At 64.0% G+C, this 13,697-nt stretch carries 13 protein-coding genes; 5 read left to right on the forward strand and 8 right to left on the reverse strand.

The genetic code is table 11. The features are described from left to right. Positions 1–19: 19 nt before the first annotated feature. From OKA05_RS10780 to OKA05_RS10795, 4 genes are read right to left on the reverse strand one after another with little or no spacing between them, the layout of a single operon-like run. A complete protein-coding gene (locus OKA05_RS10780) occupies positions 20–328 on the reverse strand; it encodes a hypothetical protein (RefSeq protein WP_264487144.1) in 309 nt (102 codons plus the stop codon). Beyond that, positions 325–1,092 (reverse strand): hypothetical protein, encoded by a 768-nt coding sequence (locus OKA05_RS10785; protein ID WP_264487145.1) that lies wholly within the window; start codon positions 1,090–1,092, stop codon positions 325–327. Before OKA05_RS10785 ends, OKA05_RS10780 begins: the two co-directional genes overlap by 4 nt. Further along, the gene (locus OKA05_RS10790; RefSeq protein ID WP_264487146.1) at positions 1,089–1,952 is read right to left on the reverse strand and encodes a DUF58 domain-containing protein; all 864 of its coding nucleotides are present in this window, start codon (positions 1,950–1,952) and stop codon (positions 1,089–1,091) included. Before OKA05_RS10790 ends, OKA05_RS10785 begins: the two co-directional genes overlap by 4 nt. 43 nt (positions 1,953–1,995) lie before the next feature. Further along, positions 1,996–2,988, reverse strand: coding sequence for an AAA family ATPase (locus tag OKA05_RS10795; RefSeq protein ID WP_264487147.1), 993 nt, complete (start codon positions 2,986–2,988; stop codon positions 1,996–1,998). A 252-nt stretch (positions 2,989–3,240) separates the two neighbouring features. Here OKA05_RS10795 and OKA05_RS10800 point away from each other — a divergent pair, with 252 nt between their 5' ends. Then, positions 3,241–3,669, forward strand: coding sequence for a hypothetical protein (locus OKA05_RS10800; RefSeq protein WP_264487148.1), 429 nt, complete (start codon positions 3,241–3,243; stop codon positions 3,667–3,669). A 49-nt stretch (positions 3,670–3,718) separates the two neighbouring features. Here the strand turns inward: OKA05_RS10800 and folP are convergent, their stop codons facing one another. Continuing rightward, positions 3,719–4,597 carry a dihydropteroate synthase gene (folP, locus tag OKA05_RS10805; protein ID WP_264487149.1) on the reverse strand — a complete coding sequence of 293 codons (879 nt, stop codon included), beginning with the start codon at positions 4,595–4,597 and terminating at the stop codon, positions 3,719–3,721. Between the two features lie 150 nt (positions 4,598–4,747). Between folP and OKA05_RS10810 the strand changes: the two genes are divergently transcribed. Next, positions 4,748–5,644, forward strand: a complete 897-nt coding sequence (locus OKA05_RS10810) for a sugar phosphate isomerase/epimerase family protein (RefSeq protein WP_264487150.1) — start codon at positions 4,748–4,750, stop codon at positions 5,642–5,644. 41 nt (positions 5,645–5,685) lie between these two features. Continuing rightward, a complete protein-coding gene (locus OKA05_RS10815) occupies positions 5,686–6,810 on the forward strand; it encodes a Gfo/Idh/MocA family protein (RefSeq protein WP_264487151.1) in 1,125 nt (374 codons plus the stop codon). A 100-nt stretch (positions 6,811–6,910) separates the two neighbouring features. Here OKA05_RS10815 and OKA05_RS10820 read toward each other — a convergent pair whose 3' ends face one another. Further along, entirely contained in the window at positions 6,911–8,218 is a 1,308-nt protein-coding gene (locus OKA05_RS10820) for a hypothetical protein (RefSeq protein ID WP_264487152.1), read from the reverse strand. Positions 8,219–8,435: 217 nt separating this feature from the next. Here OKA05_RS10820 and OKA05_RS10825 point away from each other — a divergent pair, with 217 nt between their 5' ends. Continuing rightward, positions 8,436–9,167, forward strand: coding sequence for a Fe-Mn family superoxide dismutase (locus OKA05_RS10825; protein ID WP_264487153.1), 732 nt, complete (start codon positions 8,436–8,438; stop codon positions 9,165–9,167). A gap of 195 nt (positions 9,168–9,362) precedes the next feature. Then, positions 9,363–11,051 carry a sigma-70 family RNA polymerase sigma factor gene (locus OKA05_RS10830; RefSeq protein WP_264487154.1) on the forward strand — a complete coding sequence of 563 codons (1,689 nt, stop codon included), beginning with the start codon at positions 9,363–9,365 and terminating at the stop codon, positions 11,049–11,051. A gap of 370 nt (positions 11,052–11,421) precedes the next feature. Here OKA05_RS10830 and OKA05_RS10835 read toward each other — a convergent pair whose 3' ends face one another. Beyond that, positions 11,422–12,678, reverse strand: coding sequence for a PDZ domain-containing protein (locus OKA05_RS10835; RefSeq protein WP_264487155.1), 1,257 nt, complete (start codon positions 12,676–12,678; stop codon positions 11,422–11,424). Positions 12,679–12,704: 26 nt separating this feature from the next. Continuing rightward, on the reverse strand, positions 12,705–13,691 hold the full coding sequence (locus OKA05_RS10840; RefSeq protein WP_264487156.1) for a S1C family serine protease: 987 nt from the start codon (positions 13,689–13,691) through the stop codon (positions 12,705–12,707). Positions 13,692–13,697: the final 6 nt, after the last annotated feature.

A 13,697-nucleotide genomic window follows, 5' to 3' on the forward strand; every position in this document is an offset into this window, starting at 1 on the left:
AAATTGATAGATCCGAGGTTCATAGGAAACCCCACTCCCTCCCCTTTTTCACAACCACTTGGTCGTTCAGACCGGGGCAATCCAAGAACATCCACACTTTGAAAAACGCCTCAAGATTTCCGACTGAACCGAAAGGCGCGGAAGCGACGTTTTTCATTCCTGAATGCAAATATTCCATCACCTGACAGAGAAAAACGCTCATTGAAGTTTTCAGGTGAGCTTCATCCGGCAGGAAGGAAATTGAATCGGTGGCAATCTCGACGAGGCATTGATGATGACCGTTGTCGACAAGCCACTGCGAAAATTCTCGGTAAGTTGAGAACTTCATGAGGCATATGGAGCAAGGAGTTGCTCGATCTCGCTCGAAGACGAGTCGCTGGAGGGCGCATGCAGCCAGCGTTCAAGCGCAAGAAAGAGCGGCGAGGCATCGGCATCATTGCGAAGCTTCGTCATCGCCTCTGCAGGTGCCATGGCGGCGATGTCGGGCCGGCGTTCGCGCCAGTGGCCGATGACGAGGCGCTCAAGTTTGGCCCGGTCGCCGGAAGAAAGCTCCCCTTTCGCGGCGGCACCGACGAGCGGACGCAGCCTTTCCGCCAGCGAGGCGGTGGCTTGCGTGTTATCACCACCGGCGGCGGGCTTCTTCTTCCGCCACAGCAGGATCGCCACAAGTCCCGCGATCCACAGTCCTACGAAGATCGTCATCTTCGTGCGGTAGCCGCCGAGCTTCGGCAAATCGCCGGCCTGGTTCTTGTTAGGATGGACGAGGCCCGGCGGCAGGTCGCTGGTGATCTCCAGCGGGATTGCCGGAACGGTCGTGCCCGCGGGCACTTCGAGGAAATCGGCGAGGTTGTGAGAGCCGGCTTCCAGGCCTTGCACCTCGAAGTCGTAGCGGAAGCCATCTTTCGCCGGCTTCACTTCCAGCACGCGGACCATCAGCGGCGGCTTGCGATCGCGGCGCGGCTTCGGCTTCACCTCGCCACCGGGGATGTAGACCTCGCGGATCTCCAGTGGCTGGCCGATGCGCTGGGTCGGGACTTCCGCAAACAGCGGACTCACGACGAGCAGCAGGGCGATGAAGGCGCGGCGGATCACTGGCGGTTGCGGCGGGATGCTCCCCCGCGCGAGCGGAGGAAGTGGCGGAGGCGACCGAGGAACGGCGTCCCGGGGCGAATGAGAAAGTGATCGAGCGAGGCCTTCTTCAGCGACTCTGTTAGAGCGTCGGTGGTAGAAAGCAGGCGCTTGCCGTGGGTCAGCAATTCGCGGCCGGACTCGACCTCGCGGCCGCGGAACAGTCCCGCGCCTTCGAGCTGGTCCTCGGCGGGATCCCGAAAGATCAGGCACAGGCAATCGTGCCGCGCGCCGACGAGTTTGAGCGCGGCCAGCGCATCGGGATCGTGGAAATCGCTCAGCACGATCAGCATCGAACGCTGCGCCAACGACGGCTCCAGCGAGAGCAGGCGCTGCCCGAGCGTGGTCGGCTCATCGAAGTGATAGCTTCGCAGCGCATGCAGCCACTGCAGCAGCACGTCGCGCGAAAGACTCGGCTGCACCACGAGATCGCGGCCACCCGCACCGAGCAGGCCCACCGGATTCACATGATCCAGGCAGGCCAGTGCGATGCCACCGGCGACCTGCACAGCCAGCCCGTATTTCCCCGGCGGATGCGTGGCGATGGCCATGGAGGCCGACGTATCCACCACGATCCACACCGGCATCTGCTTCGGTGTTTCGAATTGCTTCACGTGGTGCTTGCCGGTGCGCGCGGTGACCCGCCAGTCGATGGACTTCACCGGATCCCCCGGCTCGTACCGGCGCGACTGCACATACTCCAATCCCTGGCCGAGAAACGGACTACGATCCGTGCCGTAGCTCAGACTGTCCGCCAGCCGCTTGATCGCCACCAGGAACTGGCGGTGATCGAGCGGATCGGCGTTGTGGAGGGTGGCTTGCATGGAGTGCCGGGTGATCAGAGATCGGTGCTCAGTGGAAAAGGCACTATGAAACCGAAGCCTCGAGGATCTGCCGCAGCACGCCGGATGCCGTCTTGCCCTCGGCAAGCGCTTCATAGGTCAGGCGGATGCGGTGCAGCATCACGTCCTCCGCCAGCGCGAAAAGGTCTTCCGGCACCACATAGTCGCGGCCATGCAGCAGAGCGCGAGCGCGGGATGCCTTGAGGATGGAAATGCCGGCGCGCGGCGAACAGCCGAGCTCGAGATCGTCGTGCTTGCGGGTGCGCTCGACGACATCCACGACGTGCTTGAGGAAGACATCGCTGACGTGGATGTGGTTCGCCGCTTCCATCGCCGCGATGAGGTCGGCCTCGCTGCCGATGGCCTCCTCCTTGATCATGTCGAATTCGGTCCGCGCCACCGCGCCACCGCCCTCGCGCTTCACACCGAGCTTCAGGTTGCGGCGGAGGATTTCCTCCTCCTCGTCCACCGTCGGGTAGCCGAGCCGGTGGCATAGCATGAAGCGGTCGAGCTGCGCTTCCGGCAGTTCGAAAGTGCCGCTTTGCTCGATCGGGTTCTGCGTCGCGATCACCAGGAATGGCGTCGGCAGCGATAACGATTGGTTGCCGATGGTCACCTTGCGCTCCTGCATCGCCTCCAGTAGCGCGCCCTGCACCTTTGGCGCGGCGCGGTTGATTTCGTCGGCCAGCAGCAAGTTGGTGAAGACCGGCCCCTGGTGGGTGCGGAAGCTTCCGCTGCGCTCATCGAGGATCTCCGAGCCAAGGATGTCCGACGGCAGCAGGTCGATGGTGAACTGGATGCGGCGGAAGTTCAGGTGCATCGCCCGCGCGAGGGTGTTCACCAGCAGCGTCTTCGCCAAGCCGGGCATCCCTTCTAACAAAAGGTGCCCGCTGGTCAGCAGGGCGATCAGCATGCGCTCCACCACCACGTCCTGGCCGACGACGATGGTGCCGACCCGCTCGCGGATCTTCTGGAGGTACTGCGAGGTTTCCGTGACCGGGGTGTGGACGCTGCTCATGGAACTTTCCGTTTTGATAACGGTCTAACTCAGTGCCGCGGACGCGAGCCTTTGTCTGCAAAAACTTTGTAAAACCCGGATTCCCCGCATTTCACGAATTTACATTGTTCCGACAGGGTAGGTCGCCTGCGTTCTTGCCGGGCCGGGAGCTTCCCAGCATGGCCCGATTTTCTTCGGTGAAGCCCTGGTGAAGAATTGACGCGACAAGCTGTGGAAGTTGCCGCGCCACGCCAGACCAGACATGATCCGCGCATGGCAATCGTCTCCCTGATCCTAGCGGCCATCGTGCTCTTCCTGATCGGTGCCGGGATCGCGGTGGGCTTGGTCGCTTGCGGGCTGGCGGCGCTGCTTGTCGGACTGGGCATGATTTCGTCGTCGGTGATCGTGGGCATCCACAGCGGGCGCACCACGGATGGGATCCGGGCATTCCTGCTGCAGTGTGGGATCATCGCCGGGGTGCCCGCCGGTGCCATCAGCGCTTTGCTGGCGACTTCCCTCATCGCCGAATTGAAAGGAGTCGTCGATTGGCCCGTGCTCATCTACGGCGCCCTCGGCGGTGCACTGGCCGGGATCATGGTGGCACTGGCACTGGACCTGATGTCGCGGCGACTGCACGCGTGGGCAGCCCTGCGGCTTACCCGCGTGACGGGTGCTGATGTCAAAGCCGCTCCGGGTCTCTGAAGAACCCGCCGCCACAGCTCGATTCGCAGGATAAAGGTTGCCGCGGCGATCAAACCAGCGCCTCCAGCATCTTCACCGCCTGCCACGCCGCGCGGACGTCATGGACGCGGACCATCTGCGCGCCGCGGCGGACAGCGGCGGAGATGCACGCGACCGTCCCCGCATCGCGGTCCTTTGGTTCGGTGATCCCGAGCACGTCGCCGATCACCGTCTTGCGGCTGACCGGCACCAGCAGCGGGCGGCCGAAACGATGCAGGCGCTCCAGCTCGCGGAAGACCCGCAGGTTGTCATCGCGCTGCTTGGCGAAGTCGATGCCCGGGTCCAGCACCAGCGCCTCGGCGGGCAGGCCGGCCTTCACCGCCACCGCGATCTTCGCCTCGAAGAACTCCTCCATCGCCACCATCACGTCGTCCCATTGCTGGTGGAAATGCGGCACCTTCGGCTCGCCGACCGAGTGCATCACCAGCAGCGCCGCGCCCGCCTCCGCACACAGCCGCGCATTCCGATCGTCCGGCAGCGCGCCCATGTCGTTCACGAACTCGACGCCGAAGGGCAGCACGGCTTCCACCACCTCGGGGCGCCAGGTATTCGCGGAAAGCACCGGCGGCCAGACTTGGGAGTCATCCTTCGGCGTGGCGGTGGCGATCGTTTCCGGCCAGCGCTCGAGGAATTCCCGGAAGCGCCGGACCTCCTCCTCCACCGCCACCGCGGCGCGATTGGTCCGCGCGCTCTCCGCCCCCACATCGATGATGTCCGCCCCCTCTCCGGCCTGCCGCTTCGCCTGCGCCAGCGCAGCCTCGATCTCCAGCGTGCCATCGCCGGAAAACGAGTCGTCATTCACATTCACGATCCCCATCACCAGCGGTCGGCGGGGAAACAGGATCTCGCGGGCGGGCAACTTCCAGATCACCGGCGGATTCAACGGCACGGAACACAAAAATCCCAATCCGAAATCGCCGCCGCCCCCACGACACCAAGGATTCCGCAAATCTGCTGTCACAGAAAGTGGAGAATCATACACAGCCAAACCTGTTTCATCATAGCTCCAATCCGGGTCTCATCTACTCTCCCCGGCAACATGAGTGTCACTTTTGGAGCCAGCACCTGGCTGTGGACATCGCCCTTGACCTCGGAGCAGGGCGATCTTCTCCGCAGCATCGCCAAACTCGGGTTCGAAGCCGTCGAACTCCCCATCGAGGATCCCGATCTCGTCGATCCAGCGAAGATCCGCCCGATCCTCGAGGAAACCGGTCTCACTCCCTACCTCTGCGGTGCCTTTGGTCCCGGCCGCGACCTGACGAGCCCCGACTCGGCGGTCCGCGCCAATACCCGGGCCTACCTCTCCCGCCTGATGGACTTGGCCGAGGCCCTCGACATTCCCTTCATCGCCGGCCCGATGTACGCTCAGGTGGGAAAGGCCCGCCAACTCTCTCCCGAAGACCGTCAGCGTGAGTGGGACCTCGCCGCCAGCGAACTTCGCACCGTGGCCACTGAAGCCGGCAATCGCGGCCTGCAGCTCGCGATCGAGGCCATCAATCGCTTCGAGACCGACCTCGTGAACACCACCGCCGACACCATCCAGCTCGTCCGCTCCATCGACCACCCGGCGGCCAAGGCGATGATCGATACCTTCCACATGACCATCGAGGAAGCCGACATCGGCGATGCCATCCGCCACGCCGGTGACGATCTCATCCACGTGCAGGTCAGCGAAAATCACCGCGGCGTCACCGGCACCGGCCTCACCCCGTGGCAGGATTTCCGCGATGCCCTGCGCGATATCAATTACAAGGGCGCCGTCGTCATCGAGTCCTTCACACCCGACAATCGCGACCTCGCCGGCGCGGTCTGCATCTGGAAGCGCTTCACCGCCACTCAGGATGAATTCGCCGGCCGCGGCCTGGCCTTCTTGCGCGATCTCTTCGACCAACCGGTCCGCGCCCCGAGATCGGCAGCCTTGACCGCAGCCCATTGATATCGGATAGCCTTGGGACTCTTCCCCTCTCTTTTAAATCCATGAGTGACATCAACATCGCCATCGTCGGACTCGGTTTCGGCGCCGAATTCATCCCCATCTATCAGCGCCTCAAGGGCGTGAACATGTACGCCATCTGCCAGCGCACCCAGTCGAAGCTGGATGAGGTCGGCGACAAGTTCGGGATCGAAAAGCGCTACGTCTCCTACGACGACCTCCTCGCCGATCCGGACGTCCACGCCGTCCACATCAACTCGCCGATCCCCGACCACGCCGAGCAATCGATCAAGGCGCTCAAGGCGGGCAAGCACGTCGCCTGCACCGTGCCGATGGCGACCAGCGTCGAGGACTGCAAGACGATCGTCGATCTCGTGAAGCAGACCGGCCTGAAGTACATGATGATGGAGACCGTGGTCTATGCCCGCGAGTTCCTCTTCATGAAGGAGCTCTACGACAAGGGCGAGCTCGGAAAGGTCCAGTTCATCAAGGCCTCCCACCAGCAGGACATGGACGGCTGGCCGGGCTACTGGCCGGGCCTGCCGCCGATGCACTACGCGACCCACTGCGTGGGCCCCGCCCTCGGCCTCATGCGCTCGGAAGCCGAGTATGTCTCCTGCTTCGGCTCCGGCACCATCCGCGAGGAAATGCATGGCTGCTACGGCTCGCCCTTCGCCGTCGAGACCACCCACGTGAAGTTCAAGGACAGCGATGTCTCCGCACATATCTACCGCTCGCTCTTCGATGTCGCGCGTCAGTATCGCGAGACGATCGAGGTCTATGGCTCGAAGAAGTCGGTCGAATGGCCCCTCATCGAACACGACCCGCTCGTGGTCCACACCGCGAAGCTCCCCGAGCCTGAGATCCCCTCGGAAGTCGAGACCCCGGACTTCGCCCACTACCTGCCGGAGGAGATCCAGCTCTTCACCAAGGGCGGCGTCTATGGCGGCGAGACCGGCGAGGATCACCTCTCCTTCACCCAGGGCGCGGGCCACGGCGGCAGCCACCCGCACCTCGTCTGGCAATTCGTGAAGATGCTCCAGACCGGCGAGGATTCCTACCCCAACGCGATCGAGAGCGCGAACATCACCTGCACCGGCATCCTCGCCCACGAGTCCGCCCTCAAGGGCGGCGAACTCATCCGCCTGCCGGAGTGGACGCTGCGCTGAGCTGAGACGATCCGCTTTCCGAGCAAACCATAGGCATCAAAAAAGGCACCCCGGAAACGGGGTGCTTTTTCTTTGGTTAGGGCACCTAAGCAAGTGCCCCCTATTTATTCAGAGCCACAAGCTGGTTCCGCAGGTCCCAGACGAGCAGGATCACCCCGAGCAGCGCATAGCCCCCGAGCAGACGGGTTAGAAGAATCCCCCCGTCCTGTACCCATCCGAGCCACAGCGCGCCCCCGAGCGCTCCCCCGGCCACTGCGTGGAGGACATTGATAACCACCCATACCTTCCCGAGTTCCCCTGCCTTCTGGCCGAACCAAGGCTTCCGAATCAATGCATCGATGCCGTCGATGATCGCGATTCCCAGCGCCAAGCCGCCGCTGCAGAGGGCGAAAAACTGGACGTCCTTGCTATAGCAGAGAATCAACCCGGTCAGCCCCATCAGCGCGAGACAGAAGCAGTCCCAGAGCAGCGCCCGGCGCTCCGGATCCTTTGTCGGGGGAGTCTTTACAAAGTTTAGCCAGAGGAAGTTCGCAGAACCGAAGAGGATGCGCATGAAGAGCGCCAGGGCGATGACGAAACAGGCAAGCAGTTCCCAAGGCTCGGCCCATGCATCGGCCTTCCCGCTCTCGTCCGCCAAGCGCTTGAGGCCGAAGCCCATCAGCATGGAGAAGAACACGGTGGGCACGCGGACGCTCTGCTCGTAGCGCTTATTCTCCCAATCCCCCGTCGCGCCATACTCCGTGCGATCGAGGACGAGGGCTTGGACGCGTAGGTCGCCGAGGAAGAACAGTCCGGAAACAAAGGCGAGTGCCCAGGGCCAGCACCAGCCCGGCTCCTTCCCGTAGAAGATGGCTATATAACAGGCGACACCCGCGTAGAGCAGGTTCAGGGTGAACCACTGGGCCGAGAAGCCACGGGACTTTTCCTTGGAGAAGCCGCAGCGGAAGACGAGGTCAGATACCACCACCCCCGCCGCCGTCAGGCCCAGCACGCAGTTCCACATCAGGAAGGAGCGGACATCCGGGCGGTAGCACATGATCACAGCTACGGTGCCGATCAGGGTTAGAAAGAGGCAGTCCAGCAGCATCGAGCCCGGCATCTCGCTCTTGCCGGGTTTCCTTTTCCTGACCGGAGGGGCACCCAGAAAATCCAGCCACAGGTGGTTCGCGGAGCCGAAAAGAAAGCGCAGCAGCAGGAAGAGCGCGGCGGCAAAGCAGCCCCAAGCCTCCCATGCCGGCCACCTTTCGGAGCTGTCTGCGAGCCGCTTCAGCCCGAAGCCCGCGAGGGCGGAGAAAAACACGGTGAAGACCCGCACGCACTGCTCGTAGCGCTTTGCGTCCGGCGGGTCAGGATCGAGGGCAGGGGCGGGAACAGATTCGGAAACAAGATCGGGGGCTGACGGGGGCATTCCTAAATGGGGGAGATTATTCCAGATAAAAAAATAGATATGCGGGTGACAACCCAAAATGCCGGCACGAGTGGCAGCGATCACGGGCGTGATCCGTCATCTCAACTCTCCCGGCTCCCTTGGAAAGTCGGGCAGCCAGCCTGTTTCCCGCACCCCGGTGCCGATTTCCTTCCGCTTTCCATTTGTGCACCCCGCCGATCCACTTACTTTGGCCACGATGAATGCACCCGACTTGAACCGCCGCAATTTCGTGAAGCTCTCCCTCGCCGCCGGTGCCGTGGCAGCCACCCCGTCCGCCTACGCGCAGGACAAGCCGGCCGGGTTTACCCTCCCCGCACTGCCTTACAAGGCCGCGGAACTGGAGCCGCACATCGATGCGAAGACGATGGAAATCCACCACGGCAAGCACCACCAGGCCTACATCACCAATCTCAACACCGCGGTCGCCGCGAATGCCTACCTGCAGGGCAAGCCGATCGAAGACCTGGTGACCGGCCTCTCCAAGATGGAGGACGAAGCCGTCCGCGCGACCGTCCGCAACAACGCCGGCGGCCACTGGAATCACACGTTTTTCTGGGAAATCATGGCCCCCGCCGGCAAGGGCGGCGAGGCGGGCGACAAGCTCGCCGAGGCGATCAAGTCCGCCTTCGGCTCGATGGACGATTTCAAGAAGCTCTTCGGCGAGGCCGCGACCAAGCGCTTCGGCTCCGGCTGGGCCTGGCTGATCGTGAAGGACGGCAAGCTCAAGGTGGTCAGCACACCGAATCAGGACAATCCGCTGATGAAGGGCATCGTCCCCGACAGCGACCTCGGCACCCCGATCCTAGGCCTGGATGTCTGGGAGCACGCCTACTACCTACACTACCAGAACCGCCGCCCGGACTACATCACCGCCTGGTGGAACGTCGTGAACTGGACCGAAGTCGAAAAGCGCTTCAGCAAGGCCTGAAGCCCCCAGAAGGCTGCTATCCAAGGGTACGTAGTCCCGCCTTCAGGCGGACAAGAACGATCCCTCGACCCCGCCCAAACCCTTCCCTAGGTCCAACCACCAAGCATCCCTCCTCTACCCCAGTCGCGTGGCCTTTCCGGTCGCGCGATTTTTTTTGTCCGGTTCCCCCGCCCCGCGGACAGTAGATTCCCAGAAATGCCGGAACCCTCCGACGCGGATCTCCTCTCGGACTGGCTGAAACGCCAGCGCGAGCCGGCTTTTCACGCCCTCGTCGCCCGCTACGCCGGGCTCGTCCACATGGCGGCGATGCGGACCTGCGACGACGAAACGCTGGCCGCCGAGGCCTCCCAGCTCGCCTTCATCACTCTCGCCCGCAAGGCGAAATCCCTCCTCTCCCGCGGCTCGATCGCCGGCTGGCTGCACCTCACCGCCGTGATGCATGCCAAGAACCTGCTCCGCCAGCACCGGCGCGAATCCCGCAAACGCCAACTCCTGCGCACGCACATGGACACTTCCCCGCCCGACCATGCCGCCGAGGCCTGGAAGCACATGCAGCCGGTGCTCGATGAGGCGCTCGCCGCCCTCTCCTCCAGCGACCGCGAGGCGCTGCTGCTCCGCTTCTACCGCTCGCTCAGCGTGAAGGAGATCGCCGCCGCGCTGGGCATCGCCACCGATGCCGCCCAAAAGCGGCTCGACCGCGCCACCGAGCGGCTGCGCCAGCAGCTTGCCCGCCGCGGCTGCCAGGTCGGCGGTTCGCTGGGTGCCGCCATGCTCGCCGGGCTGGGCGCCGATGCACAGGCCGTGGTGCCCGGCATTTCCACTCTCGCTTCCAAGGCCCTCGCCGCCAGTGCGGCGGGCGGCGCCTCCACTCTCGCCACCATTACATTCATAGCCATGACCAAGAAAACCGCCATCACCGCGGGTGCTGCGCTCCTGCTCGCCGGAGCCGGAGCCATCGCCTTCATCAACCGCGACTCGGAGAAACCCGCCGGGGACGCCTTGGCATCCACCGCCGGCAAGTCCGGCCCGGCTGGCTCCGGCGGCCTCGCACCGACCGACGAAGCCGCCCGCGCCCCGAAGGCCAAGCCCCGCGACCCGGCGGAGAATCCCGACCTCGTCTCGAAGTACGGCGAATCCCGTACCAATCTATCCAAGCACGTGGCCATCAATGTGATCGGCCTCTTCGAGGACGGCGTGGAGATGGGTGAAATGGCCACCTCCGGCCAATTTGCCAATGCCTTCGGTGGTCCGCGCCGCACGCTGCAATCGCTCGGCGGACTCAATGGCAAGCTCAACCTGACCGACGAACAGAAGGACCAGGCCGCCGCCATGATGGTGGAGTATCAAAAGCGCGAGATCACCCGCTCCAAGGAAACCATCGAGCGCCTGAAGAAGGATCCCACCGCGCTGATGAAGCTGATGCTCGCCAGCGACTCATTCTCCCGCGGCGAAATCACCGAGGAAGAATACAAACAGGCGCAGCTTGCCTCCGGCGATGATCTCAAGGGCGTGATGAACCCGCTTGATCGCGACAACCTCCGTGGCCAACCATTGAAGGACGAGCAATTCGTCAAGGATTTCGGCGCCGTGCTCGATCCCGCACAGACCGAGACCTTCCAGCGCGAGGTGACCGAGCAGGAGTCCCGCGAGGCCACCGGCGATGGCAAGGGCATCGCGAACATGCCCTCGATGGAACTGGAGAAACTCGATAGCACCATCACCTCCGCCAAGAAGTTCACCACCGGCATGAAGAGCATGATGGAAGGCATGGGCGGACTCCAGGACCTCGGCCCGATCATGGATCAGCAGCGCAAGGCCCGCGAAGCCGCAGCCCAGGAAGGCGGAGCGCAGCAAGGCGGAACCCAGGAAGGCGCGGAGAAATAAGGCAAAGCGCCCGGCGGATTTCCTCCCCACCCTCTGCCGCATCCGGAGACAACGGGAAACCTCCCATCCCGCCTCCGGGTGCGGCGTCTTTTTTTCGAGCGCACGGCGTGGATCCCCTCGGATTGTGGAGGCCCATTTCAGCTATCGAGGGAAGACAACCTCTCCCGTATCGCGGCCCTTCAGGCCGCCATTGCCCCCGTCACGAAAAACCCCGGGCGCTGCCCGGGGCTGAGGAATCGCGCACCGTTGGCGCTTCGTAGCGGAACGACTTCGTCGTTTCGGCGGGTGCAGATGTAGTGGTTTGAAAGCCGTCGACTTGCCGATGCGGACCGTCGCCTGCCGGAACGGCGCAGCCGTTACGCTACCAAGCTCACTCCTCCAACCCGTCCATCTCAGCGCGCATGCGCTCCATCAGCAGCTCCATCTCCTCCAGATGATGGCGGAGATTCTCGGCGGCTCCCGGCGGTGCGGGAATGGCGCGCGGAACGCGTCGCTGGGGCGGCAGGTTTTGGCCGACTTGCTGGCGGCGCGCCTGCTCCTCCTGCTCCATCGCCGCCTCGGCCACCTCGACGGAGACCGGGTTGCGGGACAGCAGATCGACGATGTGCTTGGCCGGGATCACGAAGCTGCGCGTGCGGTCGGCGCGGGCGATGGAAATGCCGACGAGATTGCCATCCAGATCCACCACCGGTCCGCCGCATTGCTCGCGGCCGACGCGCAGGTCAGTCTGGATCGCGCTGGGGAAGCCTTCGCGGACCACGCTGAGCGCCTTTTCATCATCGCCCATGCGCTCCATCTGGCGCAGGCGGCCATTGGGAAACTCGGGGTAGTCGACATTCCGCTCCTTCAGCTCGGCGCTGGCGGTGGCCTCCGCGCCCTTGCGGTTGTAGCGGACCTCCACCTTGTCGCCGGGACGATAGCCGGAAAGCACCGACTTGAGCTCGATCAGCCCGCCCACCGGGCGTCCGCTGATCGCCAGGATCAGGTCGCCTTTCTCAAGGCCGGCAGCATCGGCCGCGCTGCCCTTTTCGACACTCTCGATGCGCAGGCCCTTGGCCGGCGGGTCGGTATTGGCGATCACGCCGAGGAACGCCTGGTCCTTTTCCCGCAGCGAGCGCGCCTCCACGGCCACGACGCCCACGCTGACCGGCGTGTCATCCGGCGACGCGGCGACAAGGAAACGGCCGATCTTCGGCGCTTCCCGCGGGGTAAGCTTCACCGGCTGGTAATTCGCGCCCTGAAGCTGGAGCAGCGCGAGATCTTCATCCTGATACACGCCGAGCACGGTGGCCGTGGCAGTGGCACCATCGCCGCCCACGACCTGGATCGGGCCGCGCGCCATGGCGATTTCGCTCCACTTGGTGAGCGCCTTGGACCCGTCTTGGACGATCGTGCCATAGGCGACGGAGCGCTTGCCGCGCCCGGTATCGGCCCACACCCAGACGGTGGACGGGACCACCGGGCGCACGGCCGGGCGCACGGCATCGATGAACTCGATTGCCTGGCGCTGGACAATTTCCGCTTCCTCCGGGCGCATCAGCGGCACCTCGCCGCGGCCTGGGCCTTGGGCGAGCGCGCCGGCCAGCAGGGCGGCGTGGAATGCGGTCGCGAGAAGACTCGTTTTCATAATGATGGGACGAAAATCGTTCAGATTCACTTGATCTGGTTCTGTTGCTTCAATTCAACCTCGAGATCGAGGGACTTGCCGGCACGCCGGATGCCAATGGCCACCTTGTCGCCGGCTTGTTTCTTGGCGAGATAGATCATCAGGGCGCGGCCATCGCGGATCTTCTTGCCTTCCACGCTTTCGAGCACGTCACCCGGACGCAGGCCGGCCTTCGAAGCATGCTCGGAGACACTGGCGATCATGATGCCCCCGCCGCTGACCGGCAGGCCGAGCTCGATGCCCATGACGGCCCGCTCCGGATTGAGCATCGGGTCCATCTGGAGGCGGCCCCAGACCTCTCCGGCCTGGAGGCGGTCCCAGTCTTCCTTGAAGCCGTCCACGCCCGCGTGGTTGTTGTTCTTCAAGGCATCGCCGATCGACGAGTTGATGCCGATCACCTTGCCTTCGAGATCGAAAAGCGGCCCACCGGAGTCACCGCCGATCAGCGTGCAGTCGGTCGTGAGGAAGTTCCCGGGACCATCCGACACCACCGAGCCGAAGCGGACCGGCGGCGTGCGGGCAGGATCGAATCCCGTCGAGTGCCCCATCGCGATGACCCAGTCGCCGGCCTGGAGCGGCTTCGATTCGCCACGCTCCATGAACGGCCACGGGCCCTTGTCCTCGATCTGCACCATGCCGATGTCCTTCGACAGGTTCGCGCCCAGGACCTTGCCCTTCACCTGCTTGCCGTCGGGAAAGACCACCGTCACCTCCTCCGCGCCCTCGATGACGTGGGCGGCAGTGAGAATGAGGCCGTCGGCAGACGTGATCACGCCGGAACCGGAGGCACCGCTTTCCTCGGAAATGAGGGCCACGGTGGACTTCATCGCCTTCTCCGCGACGGCGGCAATTTTGCCTTCAAGCTTGCGAATGTCCTCGATCGAGCCCACGGGCTCTCGCGACCACACTGGCTGCAACAAGGCGAGGGCCAGAACGGCTCCCGCCACTCCATGGAAAAATCTCGGATGCTTCATCGCTTT

Origin of the sequence: Luteolibacter arcticus (assembly GCF_025950235.1) — a bacterium.
GTDB lineage: Bacteria > Verrucomicrobiota > Verrucomicrobiia > Verrucomicrobiales > Akkermansiaceae > Haloferula > Haloferula arctica.

Excerpts from the sequence above, each read along its gene's own strand:
- OKA05_RS10780 (WP_264487144.1), bottom strand. The coding sequence starts at position 328 with ATGAAGTTCTCAACTTACCGAGAATTTTCGCAGTGGCTTGTCGACAAC.
- OKA05_RS10790 (WP_264487146.1), bottom strand. The coding sequence starts at position 1,952 with ATGCAAGCCACCCTCCACAACGCCGATCCGCTCGATCACCGCCAGTTC.
- OKA05_RS10795 (WP_264487147.1), bottom strand. The coding sequence starts at position 2,988 with ATGAGCAGCGTCCACACCCCGGTCACGGAAACCTCGCAGTACCTCCAG.
- OKA05_RS10800 (WP_264487148.1), top strand. The coding sequence starts at position 3,241 with ATGGCAATCGTCTCCCTGATCCTAGCGGCCATCGTGCTCTTCCTGATC.
- OKA05_RS10810 (WP_264487150.1), top strand. The coding sequence starts at position 4,748 with ATGAGTGTCACTTTTGGAGCCAGCACCTGGCTGTGGACATCGCCCTTG.
- OKA05_RS10815 (WP_264487151.1), top strand. The coding sequence starts at position 5,686 with ATGAGTGACATCAACATCGCCATCGTCGGACTCGGTTTCGGCGCCGAA.
- OKA05_RS10820 (WP_264487152.1), bottom strand. The coding sequence starts at position 8,218 with ATGCCCCCGTCAGCCCCCGATCTTGTTTCCGAATCTGTTCCCGCCCCT.
- OKA05_RS10825 (WP_264487153.1), top strand. The coding sequence starts at position 8,436 with ATGAATGCACCCGACTTGAACCGCCGCAATTTCGTGAAGCTCTCCCTC.
- OKA05_RS10830 (WP_264487154.1), top strand. The coding sequence starts at position 9,363 with ATGCCGGAACCCTCCGACGCGGATCTCCTCTCGGACTGGCTGAAACGC.
- OKA05_RS10835 (WP_264487155.1), bottom strand. The coding sequence starts at position 12,678 with ATGAAAACGAGTCTTCTCGCGACCGCATTCCACGCCGCCCTGCTGGCC.
- OKA05_RS10840 (WP_264487156.1), bottom strand. The coding sequence starts at position 13,691 with ATGAAGCATCCGAGATTTTTCCATGGAGTGGCGGGAGCCGTTCTGGCC.